The organism is Poseidonibacter ostreae, assembly GCF_009208075.1.
In the GTDB taxonomy this organism is placed as follows: Bacteria; Campylobacterota; Campylobacteria; order Campylobacterales; family Arcobacteraceae; genus Poseidonibacter; species Poseidonibacter ostreae.
On record NZ_WFKJ01000005.1, the window covers coordinates 44,356 to 63,004 of the forward strand.

The window sequence follows — 18,649 nt, forward strand, 5'->3', positions numbered from 1 at the left end:
GAAAGGCTTTTAAGTGTATAAAATTTTATTAGTTGAAGATGATTTGATTTTAGGAGATACTATTTTTGATATATTAGAAAGTGCTGGTTTTGAAGCTACTTGGGTTAAAGATGGACAAAAAGCTTTAGATCAAACTTTTATAACAAACTACGATTTGTTTTTATTTGATGTAAATGTTCCTTTTATAAACGGCTTTGAACTTTTAAAAGACTTAAGAGCAAGTGGGGATATTACTCCTGCTATTTTTATAACAGCAAGAGTTGATATAGATTCTTTTTCACGTGGATTTGAAATAGGTGCAGATGATTATATAAAAAAACCTTTTGAAATTGAGGAACTTATTATTAGAATAAGTGCTCAAATAAAAAAATCTTTTAAAACATATAATAAAAATATAGTTTATAAAGATTTGTCTTTTTCTATAGATAAAAAAGAAATTTTTAAAGACAATCAAAAGATTCATATAACACCTACTGAGTTTAAACTCTTTGAGCTTTTTATAAAAAATATTGGAAAAATGATTTCAAAAGAAGAAATTTTATATCATGTTCATAGTGGAGATGAGGGAAGTGAAGCAGCACTTAGAGTACAAATATCAAAACTAAAAAAAATTGGCTTAGAGATTACAAATTTAAGAGGGGTAGGGTATAGATGTGAACAAGTATAAGAAGAAAGCACTTTTAAAATTTACACTTATATATTTTTTATCAACTTCTATATTTATAATAGTATTAGGTTATCTATATTTTTCACAACAAAAAAACTTGATACTACAAAAATATGCTCTAAGAATGCATCATTATGTTATAACACTAAAGCAAACAAACTTCAAATATAAACAAGATAATTATAGTTATAAACTTATAGATGATATGAAAGTAAAATATCAATTACCAATAAAAGAAAATGATTTATATGTAAAAGTATTCCCACAATTAAAGAGTGAAAAAAATATTCAAGCAAGTATATCTTCTTGGCTTATTGATGATGATATCAGTAGTATTAAAAACCTTGTAATAAAATGGCAAATCACTTTAAATTTACTTTTTTTAATCATTAGTTTTATCCTTGCTAAAATTTCTTTAAAACCTATGGAAGATACTATTTCTCATCTTGATAGATTTATAAAAGATTTAATACATGATTTAAATACACCTGCAACTTCAATTTTATTAAATGCTAAAATGCTTGATAATGAGATTAAAGAAGAAAAAGTTTTAAAGAAAATAAATAGAATAAAACATAGTGCACAAAATATTGCATCTTTATATGAAAACTTAGATGTATTTTTAAGTAATAATACAAAAAAAACTAAAGTAAATCTTTACTCAATTTTAAATCAAAAAGAAGATGAATATAAAATTATCTATCCAAATATAGAAATGAATATAGAGAATAAAGAGATGCTTGTAAATACTAATGAAAAAGCTATAAGAAGAATTATAGATAATATTCTATCAAATTCCTGCAAATATTCAAGCGAGAAACCCAAAATAGATATAAGATTTAAACAAAATAAACTAATAATCAAAGATAATGGAAAAGGTATAAAGTTTCCAAAAAAAGTTTTTGAAAGAAGTTATACAGAAAATGAACATGGACATGGAATAGGTATGCATATAGTATATAAATTAGCTATGGAATTAGATTTAGATATAAAGATTACTTCAAAAGAAAAAGAAGGAACTATCATCGAACTAGTATTTTAAATCCTTCTTGCAATTATTGGTGCTATATTCATAACTATAAAAAGCCTCATAATATGATGAATAGTAATATATGGAATATTTGCAGCTACTAAAATTGCAATTAGATTTATTTCAGCTTGTCCTCCTGGAGAGAAAGCTAAAAGTATTGAAATAATGGAAAAGTCAAATAAATAGTGTGCAAGGCTTATAAAAAGTATTGAAATTAAAGCTAGAATTATAAAATGTCCAAAGGTAGCTATTAAAGTCTGAAGTATTGTTTTATAATCAACTCCTTTAAAAGTAAAACCAATAATAGTACCAAAGATAACTTGCACAAACTTAATAAGCTCATCAGGTATTTTTGTATGTATTAATCCATTTGAATGAATCAAAATACTAAGAATCATAGGACCTATTAAATATGCTGCTGAGATATTTAACTTCTTTGCTATAAATGCTCCTATTGCCCCAACACAAGAAAGATAGAAAAGTTCTTTTAGATTTGTATCTACTAATGGTACTGTGATTATTTGGTTACCACTAATATCAATATGAAAGATATATTGAATAACAAAAGGAAGTGTTATAACTATAAAAAATAGTCTTGAAGATTGAACTAGAGTGATTTTAGAAATATTAGCTTTTATCTGCTCTCCTATAATCACCATTTCTATAACACCTCCTGGCATTGAACTTAAAAAGGCAGTTCTTTTATCAAAGTCTAAAAATCTATGATAGTAGTACATCCCACAAATAATAGTAATAATTGTATATGGAATAATAAGAAGAATAGAGAAAAAATAGATACTAAGATAATCTAAAACCTCTGGAGTAAAAGCACTACCAATTACAAGGCCTATAATAATTCGTGCAGGAGTTGAAAAAATATGGCTAGGTTTTTTTATATAATTATTTTCAAACTGTATTAAAATGGATATTATAAATATAGAACCTAAAAGCCAAGGAAGTGGAAGATTTAAATAGATAAATATTATTGAGCCTATAATTCCTATTGTAAGGGTAAGTATCATTTTAAAATAGGATAAAAGTGTTTCCATAAAGCTCATTTATAATTAGATATTTAATTATAAGATATATTTGTTAAATTTATATTTGTTTACATTAAAAGTATCAAATCTCCCAAGCGGAACTTGAAAGTATTAGTTTTATTTAGTGATTTTACTTATAAGCCTATGGATAATGGAGGGCATGGACAAATTGGAATAAATATTTCAAATGAATCAAATATTATGATTCCATCTATTAAAGGTGAAACAAAAGCTATGCCTGCAAATATGTTTATAAATAAAGAACATAAGGGATTAAAAAGAGGACAAGCTGGTGCATATTTACCACCATCTTCAGGTGGAAAAGGAAATTCATATTATGCTACAGTTAAAGCTTTAGACTCTAATGATGAGGTTTTAAAATCTATGGATATTCAAATGGGTAAATTTTATTTCTAAAAGTGTATTTATACACTTTTAGATTAATTTATATAAACTCTTCTTTTTATTTTTTACCATCAAAACTATTTTCATTAACACTATTTACTGTATCAATTGCAATTTTATTTGTTTCAAGTGCAATAGCATTTGTTCTATCTGCAACAGATGCGTTTTCTTGTGTGAATTTATCTAATTGATTAATTGCATCACTAATTTGTGTCATTCCTGTATTTTGTTCTTGAGCAGCATTTGAAACATCATCAATTAAGTGACTAGTTTGTTCAATATTTACTTCTAATTCAGAGAATCCTTCTATCATAGAAGAACTAATTTTTTTACCTTCATTTGCTTTTACAGTTGCTGATTCAACTAAATCTTTAATTTCTTTAGCAGCTTCTGCAGATCTGCTTGCAAGGTTTCTAACTTCAGCAGCAACAACTGCAAATCCTTTTCCAGCTTCACCTGCAGTTGCAGCTTCAACAGCAGCATTTAAAGAAAGAATATTTGTTTGGAATGCTATTTGGTCAATAACTGAAATTGCATCATTAATAGCTATTACCGTGTTATTTATATCTTCCATTGAGTCTGCAGTTTTTGTAGCTAACTCTTTACCAATATTTGCTGAATTTTGAGTTTTATCTGAAATTGAAAGCATCTCTTGCGCTTTTTCACTTGTTTGTCTAATATTTCCTGTAATTTCTTCTATTGATGCAGCTGTTTCTTCAAGTGATGCAGCTTGAGAACTTGCATTTTGATTTAAGATAGTAACATTTGAAGTTAATTCTTCTGATTTATTTTGTAAACTATTTCCATCATTTAAATTATCTTGTAACATTTTTGTAATCATATTATTTAAATTTATAATATCACTACCAATTTTACCACTACTTGTACTATCAACTTTTTCAGTAAAGTTTTTTTGTGCATATTGTTCTAATACAGTGCTTAAAGCATTAATATTTGTTCCAACTAATGTTTGAATGTTATCAAGCATATTATTTAATAGAGTTTTTAATTCTTCTAAAGATTCATTATTTGTTGATGAAGAGATTCTTTTGTCTAAGTAACCTTGCCCAACATGATTTACAATCTCTTTTACATCTTTAATTAAAATATCATCTTGGTCAAAAATAGTTTTTGTTTTACTAATATTTTCATTTATTACTTTACACATACGACCTATTTCATCATCTGAATCAATAGCTAAAGTTTTAATATCACTTTGTTCTCTATTTAAATATTTGAAAAACTCCAGTAATCCATCTTGAAATCTTGTAAGAGGATTAAACATGATTTTTTTCATTATAAAGATAATTAAAAATGAGACAATAGCTATCACTACTATAATCTGTAAAATAGAACTTATCATAGTACTTGAAATATTATCATTTGTTTTTTTATTCATTTGAGCAACTTTTTCTTCTATCTCAGTTACGTATGCTCCTGTACCTATAATAAAATCCCAAGGTTCAAATTTTCTAACATAAGAGAACTTTTCAAACTCTCCTTTTTTTCCAGGTATTCCCCAGTAATATTTTACAAGTGAACCCTCTTTTTTCTCATTTGCACCCTTTACAATTGCTCTATATAAATATTTGCCTTTTTTATCTTTTAAATCATAAAGGTTTTTTCCTGCAAGCTCAGCTTTTACTCCATGCATTAAAACGACATGATTAGAGTCATTAATCCAATAATAACCATTTTTACCATATTTCATATTGCTTATTGCATATAATGCTTCTTTTTTCATTTTTTCTGCTACATCGTCAATATATGCACCTGTTCCTAAAATCCAATTATATGGTTTGAAAACTTTTACAATAGAAGCTTTAAATACAGTTTTTTGACTACTTGGATTAAGAAAAGAGTATTCAATAAACCCTTTATCTGTTCCGTTCTTTTTCAGTTCATCAACACCAAGTTCTACAAATGGAACTTTGGGAGTATTTTTAAAGTATTTACCTGTTAAATTCTCTTTAATAGGATGCATTACCATTTTATAATCAAAATCATTTATCCAAAAATAACCAGACTTCCCATATCTTGTAGATTGGATTATTGATTTAATTCTCTGTTTTAACTCTTCTGGCTCTAAGATATCTTTGTTTTTTTCATATTCACTATTTATAATTGAAAATAAAAAGTCTGATTGTTCTTCAATATATATTTTTACTTCACCTTTGATTTTATCTTTTGCAGTTCTTGCATAATATGATTCTACAGTTTTATATGCAAGTGATACATAGTTTTTTAATTCTGCTTCTTTTGCTTTGTATGCAGCTTCACTTGAATTTTCAATTATTACTTTAGAAGTATTTTTTAAACTTATAATTGATTGCACTTGCATTATAATTGTTACTAAAATCATAGAACCTATAATTGTTGATAATAACTTGACTTTTATTGAACTATTTTTTAACATAATGAACTCCTCATCCAAATAAAGGTTTTTATTAGCCTATTATAGCACAAGTTACACTAATATATTTAAAAAAAAAATAAAAATAACTAAAAGTTGATTATGAAATAATGTTATAAATCTTTGAATAGCACTAGTGTAGGAAGAAAAAAAGTTTTATTTGAAATAAATAATTTTTATAAAAAAACTTATTTTAATGAAGGAAGCAAAAATTTGAAATAAGTTAGTTAAATGTTAGTATTTTGTATTATTTTTTGTATTTTTGTGCTCTAAAAATATAGAAATTTTTAGAGCACAGAAGATTACATTCTGATTTCTTCTCTTTTTTGTAAGAAATCCCATCTTTTATTAATTCTTTCTTGCCACTCTTCAATTATATATTCATATTGAGGAGTAAATAAGTGTTTAAATCTTGGTTGTGCAGCTAAATAATCTCTTACTGGAATAATGTTTTTTGGTCTGTAAGTGATATTTAATTCTCTGCCATCAATGATTTCATATAATGGGAAAACTAAAGAATCAACTGCTAAATCAGAAACTTCAATAGTTTGATTTGGAGCAAATTTCCATTCAGTTGTACAAGCAGACATTGCATTTATAAATACAGGACCCTCTGTATCAAAACCTCTTTGGATTTTCTTAACCATATCTTTCCATTTATTAGGTGCTACTTGAGCAACATAAGGAGAACCGTGTGCTGCCATAATTGAAACAATATCTTTTTTCTGTCTTTTTTCACCATAAGATGTTGACCCAGCTGGTGCAGTTGTTGTACTTGAACCAATAGGAGTTGAAGATGATCGCTGCCCTCCTGTATTAGCATATACTTCATTATCTAAACATACATACATCATGTCATGACCACGTTCGAAACAACCAGAAATCCATTGGAAACCAATATCATAAGTTGAACCATCTCCACCAAATGTTACAAACTTTGGTTGAGCTGTATCTTCACTAATTCTACCTTTATTTCTTAAGGCTTTATTCATAGTTTCAACACCAGCCATTGCTGTTGATGAGTTTTCAAATCCAATATGAATCCATGAACAATCCCAAGAAGTATGAGGATAAATAGCAGTACAAACTTCTAAACATCCTGTTGATGCTGATACAACTAAGTTATCATTAGTTGCATTTAAAACTTCTCTTACAATAATTGAGTGAGCACAACCTGGACATAAAAGGTGTGAACCTTCAAATCTCTCAGCAGCTGTTGAGAATGACTTTAAGTTTTTAATTACTTTTTGAGTACTCATTGTTATTTCTCCTCCACATCATAGAAACTAAGTGCAGGTCCTCTAACACCAATTAGTGTTTGAATTTTGCCATTAATTTTTCCATCTTGTGCATCTTTATTTAGTGTTCTAAAGATATCTTTTAATCCTGCAATAGTCATATCTCTACCACCTAATCCATAAATTAAGTTTGTAACTAATGGTCTGTTTTGTGAGTTAATTAAAGCTCCTGATACTTCATTATATAAAGCTCCAACAGTTCCCCCAGGTGCAGATCTATCCATACAAGCAATTGCTTTAACATTTTGTAATGTAGCTGATAACTCTTCAAGTGGGAAAGGTCTAAATAGTCTTGGTGCTACAACACCTACATTTATACCTTCTTCTTTTTTGATTTGATCAATTGCAAGTTTTGCAGTTTCAAAAGTTGAACCTAAACATACAATTGCAATATCAGCATCTTCCATACCATAAGTCTCAACTACTTTATATTCTCTTCCTGTTAACTCTTTAAATTCAGCAAAAGTATCTTCAATAACTTTTTTAGAACCCATTAAAGCAGCATGTTGTTTCGCTTTATGTTCAAAGTGCCAATCTTGTTCAGTTTGTACACCATGTGTTACTGGCTTATCAAAATTTAATAAAGCGTTAACTTGTAAGTAATCTCCAACAAATTTTGAAGCTACTTCATCTTTTAAAGGAATAACATTTTGAGCTGTATGTGAAGTCATAAATCCATCTTGATTAGAAATAACAGGAAGTCTAACTGCTGGATGTTCTGAGATTTTAAATGACATTAAAGTCATATCATAAGCTTCTTGAGGTGAGAATGCATCAATTGAAACCCATCCTGCATCTCTTGTTAAATATAAATCTGAGTGGTCACCATTTACATTAAGTGGTGCTGCTAAGGCTCTATTTACAAGACATAAAACTACAGGAATTCTCATTCCAGATGCTTGATATAAAGTTTCAATCATAAGTGCTAAACCTTGTGAAGAAGTTGCAGTTGCAACTCTACCACCAGCAGCACCAGCTCCAATACATGCACTCATAGCAGCATGCTCAGATTCAGTCATCATAACTTCACCATCAACATATCCATTTGCATGGAACATTGCATAGTTTTCTACTGTAGCAGTAGATGGTGTAATAGGGTATGCAGCAACAACATCAACATCAGCTTGTCTGAAAGCTTGTGAATTTGCCATGTTTCCATCCCAAACTTCAACACCTTTTAAATTCATTTCTTTGCTATTCATATTTATTCACCCTTCTTTTTTTTCTCAGGCCATTTACCTAGTGCATCTTCAACTGTTTCATACTCTTCAAACATTAATAAAGATTTTGGATTAGTAGGACATACACTTACACATAATCCACATCCCTTACAGTGTTCGTAATCAACACCTTTCATCTCTTTATTTCTTGCAATAATTGAAGTATCTGGACAGAATATCCAGCAGTTTTGACAGTCAATACATGTCTCAGAATTCCAAACTGGCTTTATAACTCTCCAGTCTCCTACTGACATTGCTTTTGAACTTGTTTCTGAATATAATCTATCTTCAGGTTGCATTTCAGCAATGTTATAATCTATATCTCCTTGGAATGTATATAAAGCAGCACCAGGTACTAGCTCATCCCATCCCATTTCATTAATTGGTTTATTTGACATATTTATTATCCTTTAATGAACTTCATCATAAGCTCGTTGGATTGCAATCATATTTGCATCAATAAGATTCTGAGGTAATTTTTTTAATACACCTTTCATCGCTTCTTTGAAATACTCTAATTCGAACATTCCACTTACTTTCATAAATGCACCAAGCATAGGTGTATTTGGAATTGCTTTTCCAATAGTTTCTCTTGAAATTTGGAAACAATCTAATACAAATACTCTATCTTCAATACCTTGAAGTTTTGGTACTTTTGCAATTACTTCTTCTTTGCTAAGGTGTGTTGTAATAATATATTTAGTTTTATCTGTACCATTAGCTGTAATATCATCAGTATAAGTTAATCCTGGATCTAGTATAAATACAAAATCAGGTTCCATGTATTTTTCATGGTTTAAAATTACTTCATCATCAATTCTATTGTAGGCAGTCATTGACGCACCTCTTTTAGCTGAACCATAAAAAGCGAATGCTTGCACTTGTTTTCCAGTTTCAGCAACAACAGAAGCAAGTCCTTTAGCACCAGTTACTGCACCTTGACCTGCACGGCTATGCCATCTAATTTCTAACATAGAGGCTCCTTAAAATTAATTTTGACTTAAATTTTTTAATTAGTCTGAAACATTATACATATTTTTAACTTATATTCTACTATATTTTTTACTATAAATTTAGTAGGTGTTACTTTTTTATACACCAATATATTGTAAATTTGATAAAAATATGCTAGAGAAATAGTGTTTTTATAAATAAATAAAAGTTATAAAGCTTTAGTATTGTTGATTATATAGTTTTAAAACTATTATTTTTGATATATAATAGTTTTAAAAAAATAGATATTTTATTATTAAAAATAAATATTTTTATTTAATTAATATTTTATTTTAATAAAATTTTAAGAAAGTAATTGTATATATTTTATAGCACTTAGTGCATTATCTGTAATATTTGGAGTGTATTTCTTTAACTCTTCTTTTTTCCCATAACCACAAAGTACTGCAATTGAATTTATATTTGCATCATTTGCAGCAATTAAATCAAGTTTTGTATCTCCTATCATCCATACATTATGAGTGTTTTCATTATAGTTCATCTGTTCTAGTGTAACTAATATTGGCTCAGGGTGTGGTTTTGGATTTTCTACATTTTCTCTTCCTGTAACTATTTCAAAATGTTCACTTAATTTAAAATGTTCTAATAAAGGCATAGTATAAAGCCGTGTTTTTGTAGTAACAACTGAAACTCGTCCAATCTTTGCTGCTAATTGTACTGCTTCTAAAGCTTCAGGAAGTAGTGTTGTTTTTTGTGTTGATATTTTTCTATATCTATTTTTATACGAAGCCACAAAATCCCAAACTCTATCTTCTTGTATTCCTAAATTTGCATACATAATATCTAAAGGATAACCAATAAAAGATTTTATATCTTCTTCATTTCCTTTAAAATCAAAATTCATTTCTTCAAATGAGTGTATAAATGTAGATACAATTGCATCTGTTGAGTCTATTAGTGTTCCATCTAAATCAAATAATATTATATTTTCTTTCAAAGCTTTCCTTTTTATATTTTAAGTTTTAAGGTTTTATCCAATCTTTTTGATTGTGAGTAATTCCTGTAAATGCAGGTTCGATATTTTTTATTTCATCATTAACAACTGTTATTGAGTTTGGTATATATAAAAATAAATATGGAATATCGTCTGTAATTTTTTTAAATATACTTTTATATATCTTACTTAATTCATCTCTATTTATTGTAGTTGAACCTTTTTCAATTAACTTATCTACTTCTTTATTAGAATATCCAACTAAGTTAAATCTTCCTGTTTTATCTGAACTTGAATGCCATAAAGGATAAGCATCAGGCATTAATGATAAAGACCATCCAAGAAGTATTGCTTCATAATTTCTTGGATGAACAACTGTATTTAAATAAGCCTGCCACTCCATTACTCTTATTTTCATTTGTATACCAGCTTTTGATAGTTGGTATTGTAATATTTGTGCTGCGTTTATTCTTGTATCATTTCCCGTATTTGTAACTATCTCAAAACTAAATGGATTATTTTCATCATAACCTAACTCTTTTAAAAGTTTTTTTGCTTTTTGAATATTTGGAATGATAGGTTTTGTCTTTTCATCATAGGCAAAACTTCCTGGTAAAAATGGTCCATTACATACTTCTCCATGTCCAAAAAATAGAATGTCAACAAGTTCTTGACGGTCAATTGCTAAGGATAATGCTTTTCTAATTCTTATATCTTTAAATTTTTCATTTTTTAAATTTAATCCAACGTATGAGTAAGAAAAACTTTGGCTTTCTATAATCTTGAATGATTTCTTAAACTCATCATCAATTTGTCTATCAATTTGAAGAGGTGTTAAACTAGATAAATCAAGTTTTTTTTGTTTTAAAAATAAAAAAGATGTATTTGTATCTGGAATAAATTTATACAATAACTCATCAATTTTAGGTTTACCTTCAAAATAGTTTTCATTAGCTTTTAATTTTATATTTTGTCCAACTTTAAAGTTTTCTAATTTATAAGGTCCTGTTCCTATTGGATTTTTATTAAAAGAACTTGTCATCAAATTCTTTTCATCTTTTAATATATGATAAGGAAGTATGCCAACCATCCATATTTCTAAGGCTTTAAAATAAGCTTTTTTATAAATAACCTCAATAGTGTAATCATCAATTGCTTTTACGGATTCTACTTCTTTATAGTTAGATTTTATAGAATTAAAAACTTTTGGATCTAAAATAGTATTATAAGTAAATACTACATCTTTAGAAGTTAACTCTTTTCCATCATGCCATTTTATATCTTTTCTTAAATTTATGATTAGTTTTGTCTTTGTTTCAAAGCTATATGAAAGAGCTAAATCTTCTGTAGGGTTTCCATCTTTATCGTATTTAAATAAACCATTAAAAAGCCAATTGGCTATTTGTGAACTTGCCGTATCATTTGCTAAAATTGGATTTAATCTACTAGGACTTGAACTTATTGATAAGTTTAATGTACTTGCTTGAATGTAAGTAAAAATAATTAGGAATAGTGTAATAAATTTCATTAGGTATTGTATAGTTTTTTTGAATATTAATAACTTAAAGTGCATAAAAAAAGGGAACAACATTTGTTGTTCCCTTTTTGAAAATACAAAGATATAAAATCTTTGAAAAATTGAATCTATCTTTTTGAGAATTGACCGCTTTTTCTTGCTTTTCTTCTTCCGTATTTCTTTCTTTCAACTGATCTAGCATCTCTAGTTAATAAACCATAAGGTTTTAAAATAGCTCTGAATTGCTCATCATAAGCAACTAAAGCTCTAGAAATACCATGTCTAACAGCATCAGCTTGTGCAGAGTACCCTCCACCTAGAGTTTTAACAACAATATTTACAGAAGTTTCTTGTTTAGCTACTTCTAATGGTTGCATTACTCTTTTTTTAATCGCTTCGTGTCCACCTAACCATGTGTCTAAAGACTGACCATTGATTGTTAGTTGACCATTACCAACTTCTAGCCATACTTTAGCTATAGATGTTTTTCTTCTTCCAGTTGCGTAAACTTTTGCCATTAGTCCTATCCTTTAATTTGTGCAGTATGAGGGTGTTCGCTACCTGCATATACTTTTAATTTTTTTAACATGTTTTTACCAAGAGTTGTTTTTGGTAACATACCTCTTGTTGAAAGTTTATATAATTTTTCTGGATTATTTTCAAACATATCAGACATTTTGTGAGTTTTTGTACTACCAAAATAACCTGAGTGTGTGTAATAGTTTTTAGTTTCTAATTTAGTTCCAGAAAACTTTGCTTTAGAAGCATTAATGATTACAACGTAATCTCCACAATCTACATGAGGTGTGTAATAAGGTTTAGTTTTCCCTCTTAAGATACTTGCAACTTCAGTGATAATTCTTCCGAATACTTTATCAGTTGCGTCGATTACTATCCAATCTCTTTCGATTTCGTTAGCTTTTGCCATTTGAGTAAATTTCATTTATTTTCTCCGCTTTTATTAATGAGGTGGAATAATAGTGTAGTAATACTTAAATAAACCTTAATTTAAGTATTATTTAATACTTTATTGTAAATTCCGAACCTTGATTAAATTCTGAAGTAACTTCAAGTGAGAAATTATGCAGTGATAGTATAGATTGAACGATAAATAAGCCTAAACCTAAAGAGTTGTTCCATCCGTTATTTGAGACTCTGTAGAACTTATGTTTAATTTTTTCAAGCTCCTTACTCTCTAAACCTATACCCCTATCTTTTATAATTATTGAATTTTCTGTAAGTTCTACAATTACTTCATCATCTGAGTATTTTAAGGCATTTTCAATTAAGTTTGATATTGCCATAGAAATTAATGTTTCATCAACTTTTAAATTTATATCAATTCCTGAAATTATAATCTCTCTATTTTTATATTTTTCTTTTAAATCAGGAATAATATCTTCAACTATTCTTTTTATTGGAGTAGGGATTAGAAGTAATTCTTGTTTTCCTTCTTCTAGTTTTAATGTAAGTCTTAACTTATCAATAATTTGTGACATTTTATTTGCATTAGAATGAATTTTATTTAAAAATTTTTGTTTCATAACTTCTGGCATTTCATCATCATTCATAATAGTTTCACTATATCCAGAAATTATTGCAATTGGATTTTTGAACTCATGAGATAAGGCAGAAATAATTTCATCTTTTTGTCTATTTGCAATCTTTAATTTTGCAGTTTGTTTTGCTTTTTGCTTCTCTTTTTTTGATAGTTTTAAAGCTACTTTATTTAATAATCTTGTAATTTGATAAAACTCTTGTGTATATCTTGATTTTAATTTATAAGTAGGTTTTTTATCTGATAATTGCGTTAAAAAGTTTAAAATAGAGTCGGTCTCTTTTTTTATTTTAAGACTAATAAAGTATGTAGTTAAAAAACCAATAATTAAAAAAAATGTAATAAAAGCAAATATCTGAGCAGTAAGTTTTACAAAGTTATCAGTAATTTTATCTGTATAATCTGCCATTCTTATAAAATAAATATTTTTATCAATGCTTACTTTTTTAGTGATATATAAAAGTTCTTTATTTATCGTATTTGAAAATCTAACAATCTTTCCAATACCGAAATCTTTTGCTTGAAGTACTTCTTCTCTATTGGAATGATTCTCCATTAGGTTTTTATCTTCATCACTCTCAGCTATTACATTACCCTTTTCATCAATCACGGTAATTCTAAGATTAATCTGTGCTTTTAAATCTTTTATTATATTGTCTATATTTTTTAAATCTTTTAATACAATTGAGAATGTATCAATATTTTGTACAAGATTTTTTTCAATTTGATTGATATAGATATTTTTTGACCAAAAGTAAGTAACTATTGTTAGAGTTATTAAAATTCCTACAAAAATTAAAATAAATGTTCTTAAAAAAAGTTGGTGAATTTTTAACAAAATATATAACCTTCACCTCTTACAGATTTTATATAATCTTTTTTTCCCTCAGGATCAATCTTTGCTTTTAATCTTTTTATAGCAACATTTACTGTTTTTACTTTTTTCTCTAATGAGTCTCCCCAAACAGCATCTAATAAATGTTCTCTACTCATTAAGATATCTTTATTTTTAATAAACTCTAAAAATAAGTCATGTTCTAAATGCGTTAATTCAATCTCTTTTTCTTCAATATAAAATTTCTTATTACTAGCTTTATATGTGATATCTTTAATTCTTAAGATATCAACTACTTTAGCTGTTCTTTTAATTACAGCTTTTACACGTGCAGTTAATTCTTTTAGGTTAAAAGGTTTAGTTATATAATCATCAGCATGAGAATCAAAGCCCTCAAGAATGTCTTCGTCTTTATCTTTAGCTGTTACATAAATTACAGGAATATTATATCCCTCTTGTTTAATTTTGTTAATAAAACTAGTTCCCTCACTTCCAGGAAGGTTTCTATCCATTAAAATTAAACCAATCTCTTCTTCTTTTAAGACCTGCTTTAGGTTTTTATCAATATTTAAAAAACCTATAGTTTCAAAGCCCTCTTTTTGTAATGTATATTCAAGAAGTTCTAAAATATCTTCTTCATCTTCAACAATTAAAATAGGTTTATTTGTCATTGTTTTTACTACTTTCCTCAGAATTAATTTTTTTATTTGGACGCTCATCTTCATACTCAATTACTGTATCTTTTGATATTTTAATAACACCAGGTGAGAATTTAATTGCAAATATTCTAAAAATAAAGAAAATAAATATCGTAAATAAAAGAAAAGTGATATCAAAATAGTCTCTATGTTTATCAGTTGAAAGAATAATTACATCTCTAATTAAAAAGATAATAAAAATATCGATAACGAATCTAAGTCGTAATTTCTCTTTTTTAATAAAATCAGAAATCATTTTTACAACTTCCATAACAACAATAAACTCTAGCATTAAGATTATTGCTTTATGAAAAGGAAGTCCTACTGCAAATATTAAGATAAAAATAATTGTTGCTATTAATACCTCAAAATTTGTACTGAAATAGTTTTGGATTTTTTTTATTGCATTTTTCATAAAGTAATTATATCATAATCTATGATTGCATTATATCTCCACCAACATGTGCAAAAAGCGCTAAACTTGCAATAGATGAAGCTCTATCTGCTGTTCTTTCTAATCTTCTTAAAGAACTTAATGTATCAAAATACTCTTTTGATAATTCAAGGTTTTTAGAAATTAGTTTTAAGATATTTTTTTCAACCATTGCATATAAATCAGCTGCTTTACTCTCTTCAACTATAACTCTATGGTATTTTTCTTCAGTATGGCTATCATTTTCTTCATCAAGCATTGATATTGCTGTACGAAGTGATAATAATGCAGATTTATGAAGAGGAATTGTAAACTCTAATATAGTGTTAGTATTTAAATCTTCAGAAAAAGCTTTTCTAAATATTTTAATAAAACCTTTTACATTTGAAGCTGCTCTAATTAATTCATTTGTAATTTTTAAATATGAAACCATTTCTCTTAAGTCTTTAGCTTCTGGCGAATATAAAGCTAAAGTTGTAACTATTAAATTATCTATTTCATTAGATTTATTTGATAGTTTTTTTACTGATAAATCTATCTCTTTCAGGGCTGAAATATCATCACTTTTTAATATTTTTAATGATGACTCTAAAGCATCAACTACATTGTTTCCAATAAATAACACTTCTTCTTTAATATTCTCTCTTTTTTCATTATAAGTTTTTAACATTATCCAAATCTCCCTGTAATATAATCTTCTGTTTTTTTATTTGATGGATTAACAAAAATTGTTTCTGTTTCATCATATTCAATTAACTTTCCAAGATGGAAAAAGGCAGTATAATCAGCAACTCTTGCAGCTTGTTGCATATTGTGAGTAACTGTAATAATTGTATAATCTTTCTTAAGTTCTAACATCAAAGCTTCAATTTTTTCTGTAGAAATTGGATCAAGTGCTGATGTTGGTTCATCCATTAAAATAACTTCTGGCTTAACTGCAATTGTTCTAGCAATACATAATCTTTGTTGTTGCCCACCTGAAAGTGAAGTTCCTGGGTCATTTAATTTATCTTTAACTTCATCCCAAAGTCCAGATTTTCTTAAAGAGTTTTCTACTAACTCATCACACTCTTTTCCTTTTGATACAATTCCATGTTTAATAGGTGCATAAGCAACATTGTCATAAATAGATTTTGGAAAAGGATTTGGTTGTTGAAAAACCATACCAATTTTTTTACGAACACTTACTTCATCTACATCTTTATCATAAATATTTTTTTTATCAATAACTACAGAACCTTCGATATTTACAATAGGTATTAAGTCATTCATTCTATTTAAACATCTTAGAAATGTAGACTTACCACATCCTGATGGTCCAATTAAAGCTGTTATTTTATTTTCATATATATCTACATCTATTCCATGTAGTGCATGGTTACTTCCATACCAAAGATTAAGCTTTTCTACTTTTACTTTTGTTTTATTATCTTTTGCCATTTTAATCTTTCCTTCTACCATTTAACTTCGAATTTTTTTCTTAAATAAATTGCTATTGCATTAAGTGATATTAATATAGTAAGTAATACCATAATACCTGCTGCTGTTTTTTCTATATACATTCTCTCCGGCATTCCTGCCCATGTAAATAATTGTGCTGGCATAACAGTTGCTGCATCCATAACACTTCCTGGAGCATCTGGAATAAATGCAATCATACCTATAATAATAAGTGGAGCAGTCTCACCCATTGCTTGTGCTAAACCAATAATTGAACCAGTTAAAACTCCTGGAAATGCTAAAGGTAAAACATGATCTTTTGTTACTTGAATTTTTGTTAACCCTAATCCATATCCTGCTTGTCTAATACTATCTGGAACTGCTCTTAGCGCTGCTCTTGAACTTACAATAATTATTGGTAAAGTCATTAAAGCTAATGTTAAACCACCAACAAGTGGTGAAGACCTTGGCATTCCAAAAAGATTAATAAAAATAGCAAGTCCTAATAAACCAAAAAGAATAGATGGGATTGCTGCAAGATTATTAATATTAACTTCAATAAATCTTGTAAATTTATTATCAGTTGCAAACTCTTCTAGGTAAATTGCAGTTAATACTCCTAAAGGAAAAGCAACTGCCATTGTAATTATTAGTGTTAATATTGAACCAATCATAGCTGAAAATAAACCTGCATTTTCAGGAATTTTTGAATCCCCATTTAAAAAGAATATTGAGTTAAACTTAGTATCAATTCTTCCTTGTGCTTTCATATCATCAACTAAAGCTTTATCTTTTCTTTTTAACTTATAGTGGTGACCTTTTAAATATTGATCAACTTGGTCATCTGCTAAAACCCACATAGTTTGAGTTGTATTCATAAGTTTTGGATTTTCTCTTACTTGATTTGGTAAATCTCTTAGCCATGATCTTGAAATTATCTTTCTATATTTCTTTTCAACAGCAAATCTTGAATCATCAACTGTTTTTTCATTATATGTAACATTTACATGTAAATATGTAACTTTAAATGCTGGTGTTCCTTTTCCAATAATATCAATTAAAAAGAAAGCTAAAAATGCGATTGAAAAGATTAAAGATGTTAATGTAAATCTTTTAAATCTTTTTGCACTAGCATGTCTTTTATCTAAAGAGGCATCATAAAAAGGGTTTTGTTTATTTTTCTTTTTTCTTTTAATCATAATGTATTCACTTTATATTTTTCTTTGAATTTTCTAATTAAACTTAATGAAATTATATTTAGGATTAATGTAACAACAAATAGTACTAATCCTAATGCAAATGCAGAAAGTGTTTCAGGTGAATCAAACTCAAAATCACCAACTAATGAATTTACAATAGTTACAGTTACTGTTGTCATATCTTCTAATGGATTCCATGATAAGTTTGGTCGAAGTCCTGCTGCCATTACAACAATCATTGTTTCACCTAAGGCTTTTGAAAGTCCTAGCAGTGATGCTGAAATAATTCCTGGAAGTGCAGATGGAATAACAATATCTCTAATTGTTTCACCTTGTGTAAGACCAAGACCTAAAGCTGCTTTTCTCTGAGAATCTGGAACTGACCTAATAACATCATCTGATAAAGAAGAAATTACTGGAATAATCATAATCCCCATAACAACACCAGATGCTAAAGCAGAGTTAAACGTAGCTTCTAAGCCAACAGCATCTGCTGCTTTTACAATTAAAGGTGCAACTGTAATAGCTGCAAAGAATCCATAAACAACTGTTGGAATTCCTGCTAATACTTCTAAAATAGGTTTTATATAATCTCTTGTAGTTGAACTTGCATATTCACTCATATAAATTGCACTACCTAATCCAACTGGAATTGCAACACAAAGAGCTATTATCGTAATTACAAAAGTTCCTGCAAAAATTGGAACTGCACCAAATTTACTTCCCTCAACACCAGGTGACCATTCCATTCCAGTGATAAAGTACCAAAAACTTCTCATTTGAAAAAATTCTATTGCCTCAAAAAGAATTGAGAAAAGAATACCAAATGTTGTTAATATTGAAATAACAGATGCAATAATTAAAGCTGATTTAATTAATTTTTCTATTAATTCTCTCTTCTTATTTCTTGTTTCAAAAGTGCTCAATACTTTTGCCTTTATTTTAATTT

General features: G+C 27.8%; 20 protein-coding genes. 3 read left to right on the forward strand and 17 right to left on the reverse strand.

Features of this window, described 5'->3' with window-relative positions:
• Positions 1–13 precede the first annotated feature (13 nt).
• A complete protein-coding gene (locus GBG18_RS02880; RefSeq protein WP_152188226.1) occupies positions 14–667 on the forward strand; it encodes a response regulator transcription factor in 654 nt (217 codons plus the stop codon).
• A complete protein-coding gene (locus GBG18_RS02885) occupies positions 654–1,709 on the forward strand; it encodes a sensor histidine kinase (RefSeq protein WP_152188228.1) in 1,056 nt (351 codons plus the stop codon). Before GBG18_RS02880 ends, GBG18_RS02885 begins: the two co-directional genes overlap by 14 nt.
• Here the strand turns inward: GBG18_RS02885 and GBG18_RS02890 are convergent.
• Complete coding sequence (locus GBG18_RS02890) at positions 1,706–2,746, reverse strand: AbrB family transcriptional regulator (RefSeq protein ID WP_152188230.1); 1,041 nt, start codon at positions 2,744–2,746, stop codon at positions 1,706–1,708. The genes GBG18_RS02885 and GBG18_RS02890 overlap by 4 nt on opposite strands.
• Positions 2,747–2,839: 93 nt before the next feature.
• On the opposite strand from GBG18_RS02890, the gene GBG18_RS02895 reads away from it, so the two are divergent.
• The gene (locus GBG18_RS02895; protein ID WP_152188232.1) at positions 2,840–3,154 is read left to right on the forward strand and encodes a hypothetical protein; all 315 of its coding nucleotides are present in this window, start codon (positions 2,840–2,842) and stop codon (positions 3,152–3,154) included.
• Positions 3,155–3,200: 46 nt separating this feature from the next.
• On the opposite strand, the gene GBG18_RS02900 is transcribed toward GBG18_RS02895, so the two are convergent.
• The 16 genes from GBG18_RS02900 to pstC form a co-directional block, all read right to left on the reverse strand.
• On the reverse strand, positions 3,201–5,558 hold the full coding sequence (locus GBG18_RS02900; protein ID WP_152188234.1) for a methyl-accepting chemotaxis protein: 2,358 nt from the start codon (positions 5,556–5,558) through the stop codon (positions 3,201–3,203).
• A gap of 299 nt (positions 5,559–5,857) precedes the next feature.
• On the reverse strand, positions 5,858–6,814 hold the full coding sequence (locus GBG18_RS02905; protein WP_152188235.1) for a thiamine pyrophosphate-dependent enzyme: 957 nt from the start codon (positions 6,812–6,814) through the stop codon (positions 5,858–5,860).
• A gap of 2 nt (positions 6,815–6,816) precedes the next feature.
• The gene (locus tag GBG18_RS02910; RefSeq protein WP_152188237.1) at positions 6,817–8,055 is read right to left on the reverse strand and encodes a 2-oxoacid:ferredoxin oxidoreductase subunit alpha; all 1,239 of its coding nucleotides are present in this window, start codon (positions 8,053–8,055) and stop codon (positions 6,817–6,819) included.
• Positions 8,056–8,057: 2 nt separating this feature from the next.
• Entirely contained in the window at positions 8,058–8,471 is a 414-nt protein-coding gene (locus tag GBG18_RS02915) for a 4Fe-4S dicluster-binding protein (protein ID WP_193311055.1), read from the reverse strand.
• Between the two features lie 12 nt (positions 8,472–8,483).
• Positions 8,484–9,047 (reverse strand): pyruvate flavodoxin oxidoreductase subunit gamma, encoded by a 564-nt coding sequence (locus GBG18_RS02920; protein ID WP_152188239.1) that lies wholly within the window; start codon positions 9,045–9,047, stop codon positions 8,484–8,486.
• 323 nt (positions 9,048–9,370) lie between these two features.
• Positions 9,371–10,024, reverse strand: a complete 654-nt coding sequence (locus GBG18_RS02925; protein WP_193311056.1) for an HAD family hydrolase — start codon at positions 10,022–10,024, stop codon at positions 9,371–9,373.
• 25 nt (positions 10,025–10,049) lie between these two features.
• Positions 10,050–11,549, reverse strand: a complete 1,500-nt coding sequence (locus GBG18_RS02930) for a peptide-binding protein (RefSeq protein WP_152188241.1) — start codon at positions 11,547–11,549, stop codon at positions 10,050–10,052.
• A gap of 116 nt (positions 11,550–11,665) precedes the next feature.
• Positions 11,666–12,055: a 30S ribosomal protein S9 gene (gene rpsI, locus GBG18_RS02935; protein WP_152188243.1), complete on the reverse strand. Its 390-nt coding sequence runs from the start codon at positions 12,053–12,055 to the stop codon at positions 11,666–11,668.
• A 5-nt stretch (positions 12,056–12,060) separates the two neighbouring features.
• A complete protein-coding gene (gene rplM, locus GBG18_RS02940; protein ID WP_152188245.1) occupies positions 12,061–12,480 on the reverse strand; it encodes a 50S ribosomal protein L13 in 420 nt (139 codons plus the stop codon).
• 76 nt (positions 12,481–12,556) lie between these two features.
• Complete coding sequence (locus tag GBG18_RS02945) at positions 12,557–13,933, reverse strand: sensor histidine kinase (protein ID WP_152188246.1); 1,377 nt, start codon at positions 13,931–13,933, stop codon at positions 12,557–12,559.
• On the reverse strand, positions 13,927–14,601 hold the full coding sequence (locus GBG18_RS02950; protein ID WP_152188248.1) for a response regulator transcription factor: 675 nt from the start codon (positions 14,599–14,601) through the stop codon (positions 13,927–13,929). The genes GBG18_RS02945 and GBG18_RS02950 overlap by 7 nt, the downstream gene beginning before the upstream one ends.
• Entirely contained in the window at positions 14,591–15,043 is a 453-nt protein-coding gene (locus GBG18_RS02955; RefSeq protein WP_152188250.1) for a phosphate-starvation-inducible PsiE family protein, read from the reverse strand. Before GBG18_RS02955 ends, GBG18_RS02950 begins: the two co-directional genes overlap by 11 nt.
• 19 nt (positions 15,044–15,062) lie before the next feature.
• The gene (locus tag GBG18_RS02960) at positions 15,063–15,731 is read right to left on the reverse strand and encodes a phosphate signaling complex PhoU family protein (protein ID WP_152188252.1); all 669 of its coding nucleotides are present in this window, start codon (positions 15,729–15,731) and stop codon (positions 15,063–15,065) included.
• The gene (pstB, locus tag GBG18_RS02965; protein ID WP_152188253.1) at positions 15,731–16,501 is read right to left on the reverse strand and encodes a phosphate ABC transporter ATP-binding protein PstB; all 771 of its coding nucleotides are present in this window, start codon (positions 16,499–16,501) and stop codon (positions 15,731–15,733) included. The genes GBG18_RS02960 and pstB overlap by 1 nt, the downstream gene beginning before the upstream one ends.
• A 14-nt stretch (positions 16,502–16,515) precedes the next feature.
• Positions 16,516–17,700, reverse strand: coding sequence for a phosphate ABC transporter permease PstA (pstA, locus tag GBG18_RS02970; protein WP_152188255.1), 1,185 nt, complete (start codon positions 17,698–17,700; stop codon positions 16,516–16,518).
• Positions 17,697–18,626, reverse strand: a complete 930-nt coding sequence (gene pstC, locus GBG18_RS02975; protein WP_152188257.1) for a phosphate ABC transporter permease subunit PstC — start codon at positions 18,624–18,626, stop codon at positions 17,697–17,699. Before pstC ends, pstA begins: the two co-directional genes overlap by 4 nt.
• Positions 18,627–18,649: the final 23 nt, after the last annotated feature.